13 protein-coding genes are annotated in these 13,236 nt (G+C 32.1%); 3 read left to right on the top strand and 10 right to left on the bottom strand.

Annotation, left to right across the window (positions count from 1 at the left end; all coding sequences use genetic code 11):
• The first annotated feature begins 342 nt into the window (after positions 1-342).
• On the top strand, positions 343-654 hold the full coding sequence (locus HYG84_RS06470) for a hypothetical protein (RefSeq protein WP_212381405.1): 312 nt from the start codon (positions 343-345) through the stop codon (positions 652-654).
• Between the two features lie 292 nt (positions 655-946).
• Here the strand turns inward: HYG84_RS06470 and HYG84_RS06465 are convergent, their stop codons facing one another.
• The 6 genes from HYG84_RS06465 to HYG84_RS06440 all read right to left on the bottom strand — a co-directional run bounded on the left by HYG84_RS06465 (position 947) and on the right by HYG84_RS06440 (position 5,492).
• The gene (locus HYG84_RS06465; protein ID WP_212381404.1) at positions 947-1,804 is read right to left on the bottom strand and encodes a DegV family protein; all 858 of its coding nucleotides are present in this window, start codon (positions 1,802-1,804) and stop codon (positions 947-949) included.
• Between the two features lie 126 nt (positions 1,805-1,930).
• On the bottom strand, positions 1,931-2,266 hold the full coding sequence (locus tag HYG84_RS06460; protein WP_212381403.1) for a branched-chain amino acid transporter permease: 336 nt from the start codon (positions 2,264-2,266) through the stop codon (positions 1,931-1,933).
• Positions 2,256-2,978, bottom strand: a complete 723-nt coding sequence (locus tag HYG84_RS06455; RefSeq protein ID WP_212381402.1) for an AzlC family ABC transporter permease — start codon at positions 2,976-2,978, stop codon at positions 2,256-2,258. The genes HYG84_RS06460 and HYG84_RS06455 overlap by 11 nt, the downstream gene beginning before the upstream one ends.
• 255 nt (positions 2,979-3,233) lie before the next feature.
• Entirely contained in the window at positions 3,234-3,956 is a 723-nt protein-coding gene (locus HYG84_RS06450; RefSeq protein WP_212381400.1) for an amino acid ABC transporter ATP-binding protein, read from the bottom strand.
• Positions 3,949-4,629: an amino acid ABC transporter permease gene (locus HYG84_RS06445; protein WP_212381398.1), complete on the bottom strand. Its 681-nt coding sequence runs from the start codon at positions 4,627-4,629 to the stop codon at positions 3,949-3,951. Before HYG84_RS06445 ends, HYG84_RS06450 begins: the two co-directional genes overlap by 8 nt.
• A gap of 32 nt (positions 4,630-4,661) precedes the next feature.
• On the bottom strand, positions 4,662-5,492 hold the full coding sequence (locus HYG84_RS06440) for an ABC transporter substrate-binding protein (protein ID WP_212381396.1): 831 nt from the start codon (positions 5,490-5,492) through the stop codon (positions 4,662-4,664).
• Between the two features lie 190 nt (positions 5,493-5,682).
• On the opposite strand from HYG84_RS06440, the gene HYG84_RS06435 reads away from it, so the two are divergent.
• Complete coding sequence (locus HYG84_RS06435; protein WP_212381394.1) at positions 5,683-6,639, top strand: M23 family metallopeptidase; 957 nt, start codon at positions 5,683-5,685, stop codon at positions 6,637-6,639.
• A 75-nt stretch (positions 6,640-6,714) separates the two neighbouring features.
• On the top strand, positions 6,715-7,119 hold the full coding sequence (locus tag HYG84_RS06430; protein ID WP_212381392.1) for a bactofilin family protein: 405 nt from the start codon (positions 6,715-6,717) through the stop codon (positions 7,117-7,119).
• A gap of 130 nt (positions 7,120-7,249) precedes the next feature.
• Here HYG84_RS06430 and HYG84_RS06425 read toward each other — a convergent pair whose 3' ends face one another.
• From HYG84_RS06425 to HYG84_RS06410, 4 genes are all read right to left on the bottom strand, one after another.
• Positions 7,250-8,017 carry a response regulator transcription factor gene (locus HYG84_RS06425; RefSeq protein WP_212381390.1) on the bottom strand — a complete coding sequence of 256 codons (768 nt, stop codon included), beginning with the start codon at positions 8,015-8,017 and terminating at the stop codon, positions 7,250-7,252.
• Between the two features lie 55 nt (positions 8,018-8,072).
• Positions 8,073-9,815 (bottom strand): cache domain-containing sensor histidine kinase, encoded by a 1,743-nt coding sequence (locus HYG84_RS06420; RefSeq protein WP_212381388.1) that lies wholly within the window; start codon positions 9,813-9,815, stop codon positions 8,073-8,075.
• 150 nt (positions 9,816-9,965) lie between these two features.
• Positions 9,966-11,456: a flavocytochrome c gene (locus tag HYG84_RS06415; protein WP_212381386.1), complete on the bottom strand. Its 1,491-nt coding sequence runs from the start codon at positions 11,454-11,456 to the stop codon at positions 9,966-9,968.
• Between the two features lie 167 nt (positions 11,457-11,623).
• Positions 11,624-13,015 carry an MATE family efflux transporter gene (locus HYG84_RS06410; RefSeq protein WP_249168725.1) on the bottom strand — a complete coding sequence of 464 codons (1,392 nt, stop codon included), beginning with the start codon at positions 13,013-13,015 and terminating at the stop codon, positions 11,624-11,626.
• Positions 13,016-13,236: the final 221 nt, after the last annotated feature.

Raw genomic sequence — 13,236 nt, 5'->3', positions numbered from 1 at the left:
ATCTATTCCATATTTTTATGCGTAATTTAAGTAATAATTTGCTTTATTTCACTATAGTGCACAGTTACAATACAAATGCTATGATAATGATTATCAACCTCAATATTCTAGTCAAGTATATCACATCAGAAAATATTGTCAACTATTTCTTATAGCTTTAATTTTTTTAACTTGGGAGTATAGCCTGCACTTACCGAGTTTTTCACTAAACATCTAAATTAAAAGCTTTGTAACCTTGTATTCTTAATTGATGCAAGCAATATGCTCGTTTAATTGTATAGACTTATCCCTCACCGAATGTACATCGGCTGAATAATCTACATATAGGAGGGAGGAAATTTTATGTCCATTCAATCTATCTTATCCAAGTTTATTTTATGCAGAAAGGCAAAGTCTCAATGTGATTGTATTGAATTGAAACTTGAAGACTTATATATAAAGATGAATAGAATAACAGACAAGGGAATTCCCCATGAAGTAACAGTAGTAGTTCCAAGGGCAGAAATCAGAGAAAAGTATGATGAAAACCAAAGGTTGATTGAAAAAGAAGTTATATTAAACAGCATTACTATAGTTCATGCCCCTAGGCATCCTCTAGCTGGTCCCCCAGCACCGCCACCAGAAATACCTGCTAAACTTGTAAAATCCAAATAGCTACCCTGTGCCCTAGACTAATATTTTTTATATAAAAAAACAATAGATTAGCTATTTCCCTAGCATATCTATTGTTTATATTTGCAGCGTTTTTTAAGCATGCCTTAACATTAATGTCAAACCGCACAACCTATATTTTATATTATAATGCTAATCTTTATGCATTTTATGTGTTAAATCAATAACTTTCATGTTATCCACCCCATGTAATAGTAGTATAAACAATAAGGTCTTGCGCAAGTTGTTAAATTCATCATTAGAAATCAAGAAGACTCGCCCATTATGCTGTTACCTATCTAATATCCTCTTTAGTATAATATGCTATACCTATTGCCCCTGGGCCAACATGCAACCCAATTACTGGTCCTATATCTTGTATCTTAATATCCACATCTACAAATTCTTTTATTTGTTTAACTACATTTTTAGCCTCATCAATACAGTTAATATGATGGACTACAATTTCCCCTAGCCCTAGAGCTTCTATATCCTTCAATACTTGCTTTACTATAGTTAATACAGCTTTTCCCTTTGTTCTAACTTTTTTAAATACTGTAGTCACTCCATTTTCTACAGTTAAAATAGGAATAATTTTTAGGAGATCTCCAATTATAGCATTTGCTTTTCCAATTCTTCCACCCTTTTGTAAGTACTCTAGATTAGCTGGTATAAATAAAAATCTGCTTTTTTTAGTATTGTTCTCAGCTACTTCTTTAACTTGCTCTAAGCTCTTATCTTCTTTAGCCTCTCTTGCTGCTACTATAGTAGCAAACCCTAACTGCATACAATTTGATCTGGAATCTATAATCTCTATATTAGCATTAGGGTAATTTTCTAGAATCATATTCTTCGCCAAGTGGGCAGTTGAGTATGCACCACTCATATCTGATGATAAAAAAATACAAATTAAATCGTCACCTTGCTTTACTACTCTCTCCATTTCATCATATAAGTCTGCTATAGAAGGCTGTGATGATTTAGGTATTCCTTTCTTATCCATCATCTTATAGAAACTTTCATTGTCTATTTCAGTTTCCTTAAAAGTAATATCTTCAAACTCTACATTCAAAGATACTACCCTTATATCTAAAATTTCTCTTAAAGATTCCTCAATATAGCTTGTGCTGTCAGTTAAAATCTTAATAGCCATATGTACATTTCACTCCAGTTTACTTGTTTTTAATATTTATATAATTTTAACATAAAAAATCTATAAATGCATGCTTTCATAGATTATAAAAAAACAATACTATTGTTTATTTAGAACAAATCAAAATTATATAAATATAAACTGAATTGCAATCATATATATAGCTGTTCCACCAATTATGCTAATCAAGTTATTACGTTTCCATATGTGCAAAATTGCCACTGTTATAACCCCGATTACCTCCGGAATCCCAAACGGAAATGCAGATATATTAACGTTTCTTAAGCAGTAGATTATAAGCATAGCTATAACTGCAGGAGGTAAATAATTACCTATATACTCTATATATTTTGGTGTAGCTTTATCTTTTCCAAATAAAATAAAAGGGGCTATCCTTATAGCAAATGTAACAATTCCAATAACTAATATTGCAATTAAAGTATAACTACTATTAACATTCACTATTTACTACCTCCCCACTATTATCTTCCGAAGTTTTCCTATCTATCTGTTTTTCAAATATCATCAGGGCAACAGTTATTAATACCATAGAAGGTAAAATTAAATTATCAACTCCAAAGATTAAAAGCGATAGAATAGTAGATGCAATACCAATTAGTACTGGAATATGGGTCTTATAAGTAGACCACTGCTCAATAAAAATAACTACGAATAGGGCGGTCATTGCAAAATCAATTCCATTTGTATTAAATGTTATCAGTGAACCTGCAATAGAGCCAATAAATGTACCTACTATCCAATATATTTGATTCAAAAGTGCAATGCAAAAAAGAAATGAATTATTATCAACACCTTCAGGTGCTTTCGAAGAACATAATAGTGAGTAAGTTTCATCACTAAGAGAATAAATCATATATGTTTTTTTCTTTCCCATACCTTTAAACTTATCTATAAACGATAACCCATAGAAAAAATGTCTAATATTTACAAATAATGTCACCAATGCTATTTCCATTAAGCCTGCTCCACTTGTTAATAGGCTAATAGCTATAAACTGCATAGATCCTGCATATACAGCTATACTCATAAAAATTGCCCACATAAAATTATATCCAGACTTTTCAAATAACAATCCAAAGGCCACTCCTACTGAAAGGTATCCTAGCATAACTGGTATTGTAGCTGGAAATGCTGCTTTAATTGCTTTTTTCATATATGTCCCTCCATATTTGCCCTATTTATTATGCTGTATTATGAAAATATATTATAGCATAATTATATTATAAATAATATTGCTCGAATTAGAAAATACATTATTCTTAAATATGGTCAAAAGAATAATAGATGAACTATATAATCCAGTTCATCTATTATTCTTAGTTATATTACTCCCTAATTTCAGGAGTTCTATTAACTTTTCTTTCTAAGTGCTATTAAATACTTATTATAGGTATTTAATAAGTGAAATTTACAACACTTTCCTTAAAAACTCCTTTGTTCTCTGATTCTGAGGGTTGTCAAAAATATCCTTTGGCGCACCTTCTTCTACAATGTTTCCACCGTCCATAAACATAAGCCTAGTACCTACTTCTCTAGCAAAGCCCATTTCATGAGTAACTACTATCATTGTCATGCCTTCTTTTGCTAGCTTTTTCATTACCTCTAATACCTCCCCTACCATTTCTGGGTCTAGGGCTGATGTAGGTTCGTCAAATAACATTACATCTGGAGACATTGCTAAGGCTCTAACTATGGCAATTCTTTGCTTTTGTCCTCCAGATAACTGGTTAGGATAAGCCCCCGCCTTATCTTCAAGACCTACTTGCTTAAGTAAGTCCATAGCTATTTTTTCTGCCTCTTTCTTAGAAATCTTCTTAAGCTTAATGGGTGCTAAAGTAATATTTTCTAAAACAGTCATATGGGGAAACAAATTAAATTGCTGAAACACCATTCCTATATTTTGTCTTAAAAGGTCTATATTAGTCTCTTTATCAGTAACTTTCTTTTCTTCAAAGATTATTTCCCCAGCTGTAGGCTCTTCTAGTAGGTTAAGACATCTTAAAAAGGTACTTTTTCCAGATCCGCTGGGCCCAATAACTACTACAACTTCACCCTTTTTAATGTCCGTATTTATATCCTTTAATACATTAAGTTTTCCAAAATTTTTTACAAGTCCTTTTACTTTAATCACTTACCTTCATCCTCCTTTCGACGATTCCCAGTAGTTTAGATAGGGTAAATGTTAAAACAAAGTAAATTCCCGCAGCCACTATTAAAGGTTCTAGAGGTATGAAGGTATTTCCCCTTACAGTGTTGGCATTATACATAAGCTCATTTATACCAATAACCGATACTATGGAGGATTCCTTAATAATAACAATAAACTCGTTACCTAGAGCAGGCAAAATATTTTTAAATGCCTGAGGTATAATAATATGTCTCATAGACATGGAGTAGGACATACCCAAGGAACGTGCTGCCTCCATCTGCCCATTATCTACCGACTGAATACCAGAACGTATAATTTCCGCAACATAGGCTCCACTATTAATTGATAGAGCTATAATTCCTGCCACAAACTCTTCGCCAGTACTGCCTAAAAAGGCAACAGATGGGAAATTAATACCTATAGCAGGTAATCCATAATATATTATAAATATTTGAACGAGTAATGGTGTCCCTCTAATAACCTCTACATAGGCAGTAGAAATAAAATTCAGAACCTTATTTTTGGAGATTCTCATTAGGGCTAAAAACACACCAAATACTACGCCTAAGGCCACGGTGAAAAATGCAAGTAATACTGTATTTTTTGCTCCATTAATAAAGAATGTATAATATTTTGGTAAAAAACTAAAATTCATTTTTTAGCCCTTCCTTCCTTTAAGTCGTACTACTACTCCCCATCTACCATTTCTATAGCTTCTAGTACAAATTTATCTACAGATCCATCCTTGATTAAGCGGTCTAGAGTTTTGTTTATCTCATTAACTAGATCTGTACTTCCCTTCTTAACAGCAACTGCAGAACCACCTTCGCCATCGTCAAATGTAACATCCATAAGCATTAAATCCTTGTTTTTATCTACATAAGAGTCTGCTACTGGTTTTTCCATAACTAATGCATCTATTTTATTATTTTTAACTTCAAGAACTAGATCTGGTATTTTAGCCAATGACTTTAATTGAAGGTCTTTAATTTCAGCTTCTGCAATTTTTTCTTGTATAGCACCCTTTTGTGCTCCTATTTTTTTACCAGTTAAATCATCTACTGTCTTAAATGTATCTTTATTTTCTGCTTTAATAACTATGCCATGAACTGCATTATAGTATATTTTAGAAAAGTCTACAGCTTTCACTCTTTCTGGATCTGGAGTCATACCAGCCATTACAAAGTCTACCTTATCAGCATTTAGTGCTAATAGTAATCCATCGAAATCCATATCCTTTATTTCAAGTTCTACACCTAAATCCTTTGCAATTTCTTTTGCAATTTCAATATCAAAACCTACTATTTCGTCCTTACCATTAACTTCCTTGTGAAACTCATATGGAGGATAATCTGCACTTGTACCAACAACTATCTTACCTGCTTTTTTTATTTGATCTAACTTAGAAAGAGACTCCTCTGCATTATTATTACTAACAGTAGCATTACCACATGCAGTAAATAAAATAGCTACTCCTATTATAAGTGATATAATAGCTGATTTAGAAAACTTTTTCATTTTAATTCCCCCTCGATTTATTAATAATTATACATATCTATGTATATGTATCCTATTGGAATATTATACAATCATATAAATAAATATGCAACAACTTTTTTAAAAATTTTAAAAAGGTATTTTCTTTTTTATGTAGAATAATTTATACCAGTTAGGCCTGTCCTTAAAGTTTCGAGGAGGTTTTTTATTTATGAAAAAACTAAAGCATTTTCAAAATAGAACAAAGTCAAATCTTACTTTTATGATTCTCCCTAATTCTTCAGAAAAAATTATAAAGTTTTCTCTACCTAATTTGCTTTCAAAAGTAATAATTCTATCTTTATTTTTTGTGATCTTAAGCTCTATCATATTTTCTAGTGGCTACTTTGGCATAAGGCATAAACTAATTGCTGCAAACAACCAGATTGCTGAGTTGAAATTAGAAAATGAAAGTCAAAAATATGAAATAGCTGAATTAAAAAATTACTCTATAAAGGTAGATGAAAAATTAGCAGATTTAAATAAAATTCAAAATCAAGTATTAAACATGGTAGGTTTAGATACTAATAATGAAGATACTAGTTTACCAGAAATAACAGATATTTTATTCGCTTACTCTTATTCACCGAATATAGTCTCTCGATCTGCACAAAGCAATATTTTTTCTTCTCAAGGATATGAGGAAGAAATAAACTTCCTAACACAGTTAATAGACCGTGAGAAAGAAAATATGGAAAAACTTATTTTAAATGTTGAGCAACAGCTAGAATATCTGGATGCGCTCCCCAATTTAATGCCTAATCCTGGCAGGATATCTTCACCCTTTGGATATCGTATTTCACCTACAGGAAGAAACAGAGAATTTCATAATGGGATAGATATTTCAAATAAACTAGGAACAGATATCATAGCTGCTGGAAGTGGAATTGTAACATATTCTGGATATAATGGCGCATATGGGAAAGTAGTAATGATTTCCCATGGCTATGGATATACCTCAATATATGCTCATAATCAAGAAATTCTTGTTTCCGTAGGTGACCAGATAGAAAAAGGACAAGTTATTGCTAAAGTAGGGAGTACTGGGAGAAGTACAGGTCCACACGTTCATTTTGAAGTACGACTTAATAATGAGCCTATAAATCCATTAGACCTGATAGAAAACTAGATTTTATCGTTAATTTTAACTAATTAAAGGATCTTCAATCTTTAATTAAATACACTTTATAGGGGGATAATAATTATGTTCAGTAAAAAACAGACAGCGGATTTCTCAAAATTTGATACACTTATAGGTAAAAATACTTCCTTTGAAGGAACATTAACTGCTGAAGGAACTATTAGAATTGACGGTAAGATTAAGGGTGATGTAAAAGTAGAAGGCGACATTTACATAGGTGAGAGTAGTCAAGTTATTGGAAATATTATGGGCTCAAATATAATAGTAGGTGGCAATGTAGACGGTAATATAATAGCCAATGAACAACTTAGGCTAACCTCTACAGGAAAAGTAATTGGTGATATTTCTGTTAAATCTCTAATAATCGATGAAAATGGAGTTTTTGAAGGTAGCTCTAAAATGACAACAAATGAAATAAATTCTAAACACAAGTCAAAAAAATCTGAATCAAGTAGTGTAGAAAATTAATTGATTTTCTACACTACTTGATTTTAGATATAAGTACCATAAATTTTTAAGTGGATTCTATTTAAAAGCAATCGACCAGTAGAAGCTAGAGTTTTTTATTTGTAATTTTTAACTAGTACAACAAGTCAATTTATAATGGTTCTATTTTTATATTCTGTTTGTATTCAATGGGACTGACTCCTACTTCCTTCTTAAATACTCTACTAAAGTAGTGCTGGCTACTATATCCGACCAATTGCGCTACTTCATGGATTTTTATGCCTATATTTTCTTCTTGAAGCATCTTTTTAGCATTTTCTATTCTTATTTCTGTTAAGTATTCTATAAAAGTCTTACCTAGCTCATGTTTCATTAACTTACCTAAATAGGAGGGGCTAATATCAAATTTTTCAGCTACTTCATGTAGAGATAAATTCTCCTGCATGTAATGACTGTCCATGTAGTTTTTAAGCAGCACTACTATTGGACTATATTCCTCTTCATTATTATTTATTGCACCTATATTTTCCATATTTTTAGGCTGATTCTGTAGATGTACTATTCCCTTAATTATAATATTCTTCAGTTCTTCAGAGTTTATAGGCTTTAATAAATAATCAAATACCTGTAATTTAATAGCTCTCTGAGCATAATGAAATTCATCATATCCTGTGATAATAATTACAATAGAATATGGCAAAAAATTATGCACTTTTTCAATAAAACCTAGACCATCTAAAAAAGGCATGTTAATATCGACTAAAAGAATATGAGGTATATGCTCCTTTGCTAAATCTAAGGCCATCTCCCCTTCTTCTGCTTCCGCCACTATTTCTAGCTCCAAATTAAAGGACTGTAGCATCTTTTTTAATCCTTTTCTAATTTTAGGCTCGTCATCTGCAATAAGCACTTTCCACATAGGACCTCACCTTTCCTGCGATGTATTTTAAATGGTTCTAATGCATGTACAGCCTTCACTCTATAAGCTTTATATTATCCATAATAAGTGGATGTCTAAGTATAACTTCCGTACCTTTTCCATATTCACTTTTAATTCTAATACCATATTTATTTCCAAACATAAGCTTAATTCTTTCATTTACATTAAACATACCATAGCCTACCCCTTCGCCCTTACTTCTACCTTCTAATACATCTATAATTTGTAATAACTTCTCTTTTTCCATTCCAATACCATCATCTGCTACTTTTAACTCCACTTCTTTACCTATTATTTTTCCTTCTATTAATACTTTTCCTGTACCCTTCTTTCCTTTAATGCCATGGTATATAGCATTTTCCACCAATGGTTGTATAATTAACTTTAAAACCTTACATTCCTTTAGTTTTTCATCCCAAGACATTTCATATTCTAATTTATCTTCGTAACGAACCTTTTGAACAAATAAATAGCTTTCAATATGCTTAATCTCCTCTAAATATGAAATTATTTCTTCGCCCCTGCTTATAGATATTCTAAACAGATTGGTAAGTGCATCTACCATATCTACAATATCATAGGCCTGATGTTCTATCGCCATCCAATGAATTGTATCTAAAGTATTATATAAAAAATGTGGTTGAATCTGAGCCTGTAGAGCCCTCAGTTCTGCTTCTCTCTTGTCTTTTTGTTCTATATAAACGGTTCTAATTAAATTCTTAATCTGCCTTACCATCTTGTTAAAACTTTTTCCCAGTTGGCCAATTTCATCCTCTCCAGGATGGGAATAAACAATATCTAAATTTCCTTCCTCTACGTCCTTCATTAAACCTTGTAATTCCTTAATCGGCTTAACTATAGAGGATGATAGAAATAGAGAAATTAATATTAAACTAGTAATAATAAAAAATCCAAAAACTAGAATCATTTGAAGGAGTCTGTCCGTATCTTGTGTCATCTCCCTCTCAAGAAAATTAATACCTAAGGACCATCCTTCCGCATATGGAATAGGTGCATATAAAACTATAATATTATTTCCCATAAAATCTTGTATTCTATCAATACCTTCTATCCCTTCCACTGTTTTGCCACCTATATGTTTCGCTCCTATATATCCATAGGTTTCACTTTCAAAGATGTTAAAGGATTTATTTATATAGCCTTCCTCCATAGTAAATACTTGTCCATTTCTATCACATATCCAAGCTAATCCATTATACATCTTAACCTCTGATGCAATAGCCGATAGCTTAGATATATATATTGCTCCATTAATATAGCCCACCGGCTTTCCAGCATTATCCCTTATGGTATGGATAATAACAACTATAGGCTCTTCATTAGAACGAGAAATAATTGGATCGCTAATTACATAATCCAAATCCTCTGTCTTTATTTTTTCAAAATAGGATCTATTGGTTACATCAATATAGGTATCGTTGGTTACCCAGGCATGTCCCTCTGGAGTGATAATAGCAAAGGATTCAAATTCCTCCCCATGACTTTCATCCATTTTTCTCATATATGGCTTTGTTTTATCCATATCCATGGAAATTAGGGTTTCGTTTTCACTAAACACCTTCAATTCTGCAATCCGCTGATTAATCCAAGCGCCTACTTCTCCAGACTTTGCAGTAATAATTTGCTGACTTAAATCTATTGTCAATGGTATGTTAGTATTTTTGATTTGATTTCTAACCAATACTACTAATAGCAGGATCATTATTGTAGTAACTGTAGCAAAATACAAAAGTATTTTTGTTCTTAAGGTTTTCATAAATTACACCATAGCCTTTCGATTCTATAGTCAACAATTATATTTACCTATTAAAGTATACCCTTATACTACCTATTACAAAAGGTATATGAAGAAAAATCCCTATAAAATTAAAAACTCATAGGGATTTTTCTTCATTATTTATTTTACTTACTTAAGCACACTTTCAGCTGCTATTCTACCAAATACAACAATATCTGTAATTGCGTTTCCACCTAATCTATTTGTTCCATGAATTCCTCCAGTTACTTCTCCAGCAGCAAATAATCCAGGAATAGGATTACCTTCATTATTTATTACTCTAGCTTCTGTATCGATTTTAAGACCACCCATTGTATGGTGTACAGAAGGAGTTACTTTCTGAATATAGTAAGGAGCTTCTGTTAATCCTATAATTTCACCTCTACGATTAAAATCTTCATCTTTTCCATTAGCAGCATATTCGTTATATTTCGCTATAGTTTCTTTTAATTGATCAACATTAATATCGAAAAACTTTGCTGCTTCTTCAATTGTATCTGCCTTAATAAGAGTACCTTGTTTCACTAACTGATCAAATTCCTTCATATAATTATCCATATGACTTTTGTTTTTAACAGTTGTATCCCATATTAAATAACCCATTCCGTCAGTTTGAGACAAAATAGCCTTAGAAATAACATCACGTCTGTCTAATTCCTCAACAAATCTATTACCTTCTTTATTAACTAATACAGCTCCATCAAATCTAGTATCAGCTACATAAGATAAAACACCTGTTACTGGGCTACAAGTTGGATAGGTTTGAATATTTTCCATTCCTATTAAAGCAGCACCTAATCCTTCTGCCATAACAATTCCATCTCCGGTAGAACCTGGTTGATCTGTACTCATATATCTTTCATCGTACTCAGGATTATATTTCTTTCTCATTTCTAAGCTAGAACCAAATCCGCCTGTTGCTACTATAACACCTTTGTTTGCTTTAAATATAATTTCGTTACCATCTTTATCTACGGCTCTTACTCCATTAACTTTTCCACTTTCATCTGTAAGGATTTCCTCAGCTTTTGTTTGTTTTCTTACAGGTATATCCATTTCTTCTACTTTAGCTCCTAGCTTACTGATAAGTTCATCGCCAGAACCACCTTCAGGGTAAGCTGCTCTTGGAACAGAATGTCCACCAAATTGCATTAAATAGTCTTCTCTAAATGAAACATTAACTTCGTCCCTTAACCATTCTATGGCACTACGAGCATTGTTAGCCAAAACGGTTACTAATTTTTCATCAGCTTGGTTGTCTCCGCCCTTTAATGTATCTTCTTTATATTGTTCTATACTATCTTCAATACCTAATTTTTCTTGAATCCATGTTTCAGGAGCATTTAACTCTCCACCAGATATTAATGTATTACCACCTATAAATGACATCTTTTCTAATACAACTACACTGGCTCCTGCACCTTTCACTTCTATTGCAGCAGAAAGTCCTGCTCCTCCGCCACCAATTACAACTACATCATAAACTTCTTCTTTAACCTGTCCATCTTTGTTTGGTGTATCTGCGTCTGTATTTTCACCATTTTTTTGACCACATCCAACAGCTGATAAAGATAAAACAATAGCTAATAAAATAATACTAATCCTCTTAAAGCTTTTCATAAAGTGCCTCCTCTATAAAATGTTATTTTTTTGTCAATTTCTATTATTTATTATAAGGCAACTTTTATATATTGTATTTGTAATTTATCGTAGTTTTTTGTACTTTTTCGTACAGTTTATATTTTAAAATATACAATAAAACCACCCTAAGGGTGGTTTCTAAAAGTCTACAATTGTTGCGCTACAGCTTCTAACTGTTTTTCATGTAGATGATATGAATTTTTTCTAAGAAATAAAATAAACCAGCTTGTTAATATAATTCCTTTAAATATACTACTTATACTTATGCTCCACCATATCCCATTTAATCCTAATAGATGGGGGGCAGATAGAATCATGGCAGCTGGAATACGTAGGGCATTAAATACAATACCTATAATAGAAGGTGGTACTGTTTTTCCCAAGCCATTAAAGGCTCCCGCTGTAGTAATTTCAATGCACATAAATAACTGGGATAATCCTAATATCTTTAAATATGCAATACCGTGTGCAACTGCTTCTTCTTCATTTAAGAACACAGAGAAAACGGGTCCTGCTCCAAATGTCAATAAAAGTGTTGCTCCAACTCCGATAATGCTTACTAGTCCAATTGCAACAAAGTATCCTTTATATATACGATCCCATTTTTTAGCTCCATAATTTTGTCCAACAAAAGTGCTAAGGGCTGTAGAAAATCCTCCTGCCGTCATCCAAGAAATGGCCTCTATTTGAGATCCAATTTTTTGTACCGCAATAGGCGTGTGTCCCCAAGGCGCAATTATTTTAGCAATAAACATTCCGATAATGGAGAACAATGCATTTTGTAAAGCAACAGGTAGGCTCAATCTTATAATATGCTTCATATGATCCATATCCGGTGCTTTTAAAAATCCAATATCGCTAAAAAGCTCTCCCTTTGCAAAAGCAATTCTAAATATAAAGACCAAGCTTACAATAGCTTGTGCTATTACTGTGGCTATAGCAGCTCCCTTTACTCCCATTGCAGGAATAGGGCCCATTCCATGTATAAATAGTGGATCTAATACAATATTTGCAATCAATCCAATCATATTTATATAAAATGGTGTCTTGCTATCTCCATATCCATTTAAAATACCTGTAAATACTGGATTTATAAAATAAAATACTAATCCTAGAGAAACAATAGCAAGATAAGAGGTAGCCATTTCAATTACCTCTGTATCCCCTAAATTAAAAAACCCTATAAGAGAATGTCTAAAAGTAATAAGCGTAATGCTATAAATAATCGCTAAAAATACATTTAGTTGGATTGTATGTCTAATGTATCTTCTTGCCTCTTTAACATCATTCCTGCCTATAGATTGAGCGACCCCTACTTCTGCTCCAACTTTAGATAGTATGATAAACGCCATAGCAAGCCATGTAAAGAAACCACCTGTACCTACGGCTGCAGCAGCTTTAGTACCTACCCTCCCTATCCAAAACATATCCGTAATAGTATATGCAGTTTGTAGAAAAGATGTTCCCATAATAGGAAGTGCTAGTTTAATTAATGCTTTTGATATACTTCCCTGCGTTAGTTGATTTTCTTTAACCAAAGCCACTACCTCCTTTAATTTATAAATTTTATTTCCAAACTTAAAGTATTATATCAGATCTTTAAAAAACTCTTCAAGCACTTTATGTAATTAATTTATTAACTTTAAATAATAAGTACTACAATGCTGTTATATACCTTGACACTCTTATATACTTTCTATTATGATTTAAATTGTCGTGTATATTATTAGTGCACCAATAACTAGAAAGGAGACTTTAC

The sequence above is a fragment of the Alkaliphilus sp. B6464 genome (assembly GCF_018141165.1).
Taxonomy (GTDB): Bacteria; Bacillota; Clostridia; order Peptostreptococcales; family Natronincolaceae; genus Alkaliphilus_B.
Note: the sequence above shows the minus strand (reverse complement) of the source record. Positions and strands in the feature narration are given on the sequence as shown.

Coding starts and splice junctions, on each gene's coding strand:
- HYG84_RS06415 (WP_212381386.1), bottom strand. CDS start 11,456: ATGAAAAGCTTTAAGAGGATTAGTATTATTTTATTAGCTATTGTTTTA.
- HYG84_RS06435 (WP_212381394.1), top strand. CDS start 5,683: ATGAAAAAACTAAAGCATTTTCAAAATAGAACAAAGTCAAATCTTACT.
- HYG84_RS06465 (WP_212381404.1), bottom strand. CDS start 1,804: ATGGCTATTAAGATTTTAACTGACAGCACAAGCTATATTGAGGAATCT.
- HYG84_RS06425 (WP_212381390.1), bottom strand. CDS start 8,017: ATGTGGAAAGTGCTTATTGCAGATGACGAGCCTAAAATTAGAAAAGGA.
- HYG84_RS06430 (WP_212381392.1), top strand. CDS start 6,715: ATGTTCAGTAAAAAACAGACAGCGGATTTCTCAAAATTTGATACACTT.
- HYG84_RS06440 (WP_212381396.1), bottom strand. CDS start 5,492: ATGAAAAAGTTTTCTAAATCAGCTATTATATCACTTATAATAGGAGTA.
- HYG84_RS06470 (WP_212381405.1), top strand. CDS start 343: ATGTCCATTCAATCTATCTTATCCAAGTTTATTTTATGCAGAAAGGCA.
- HYG84_RS06420 (WP_212381388.1), bottom strand. CDS start 9,815: ATGAAAACCTTAAGAACAAAAATACTTTTGTATTTTGCTACAGTTACT.
- HYG84_RS06455 (WP_212381402.1), bottom strand. CDS start 2,978: ATGAAAAAAGCAATTAAAGCAGCATTTCCAGCTACAATACCAGTTATG.
- HYG84_RS06445 (WP_212381398.1), bottom strand. CDS start 4,629: ATGAATTTTAGTTTTTTACCAAAATATTATACATTCTTTATTAATGGA.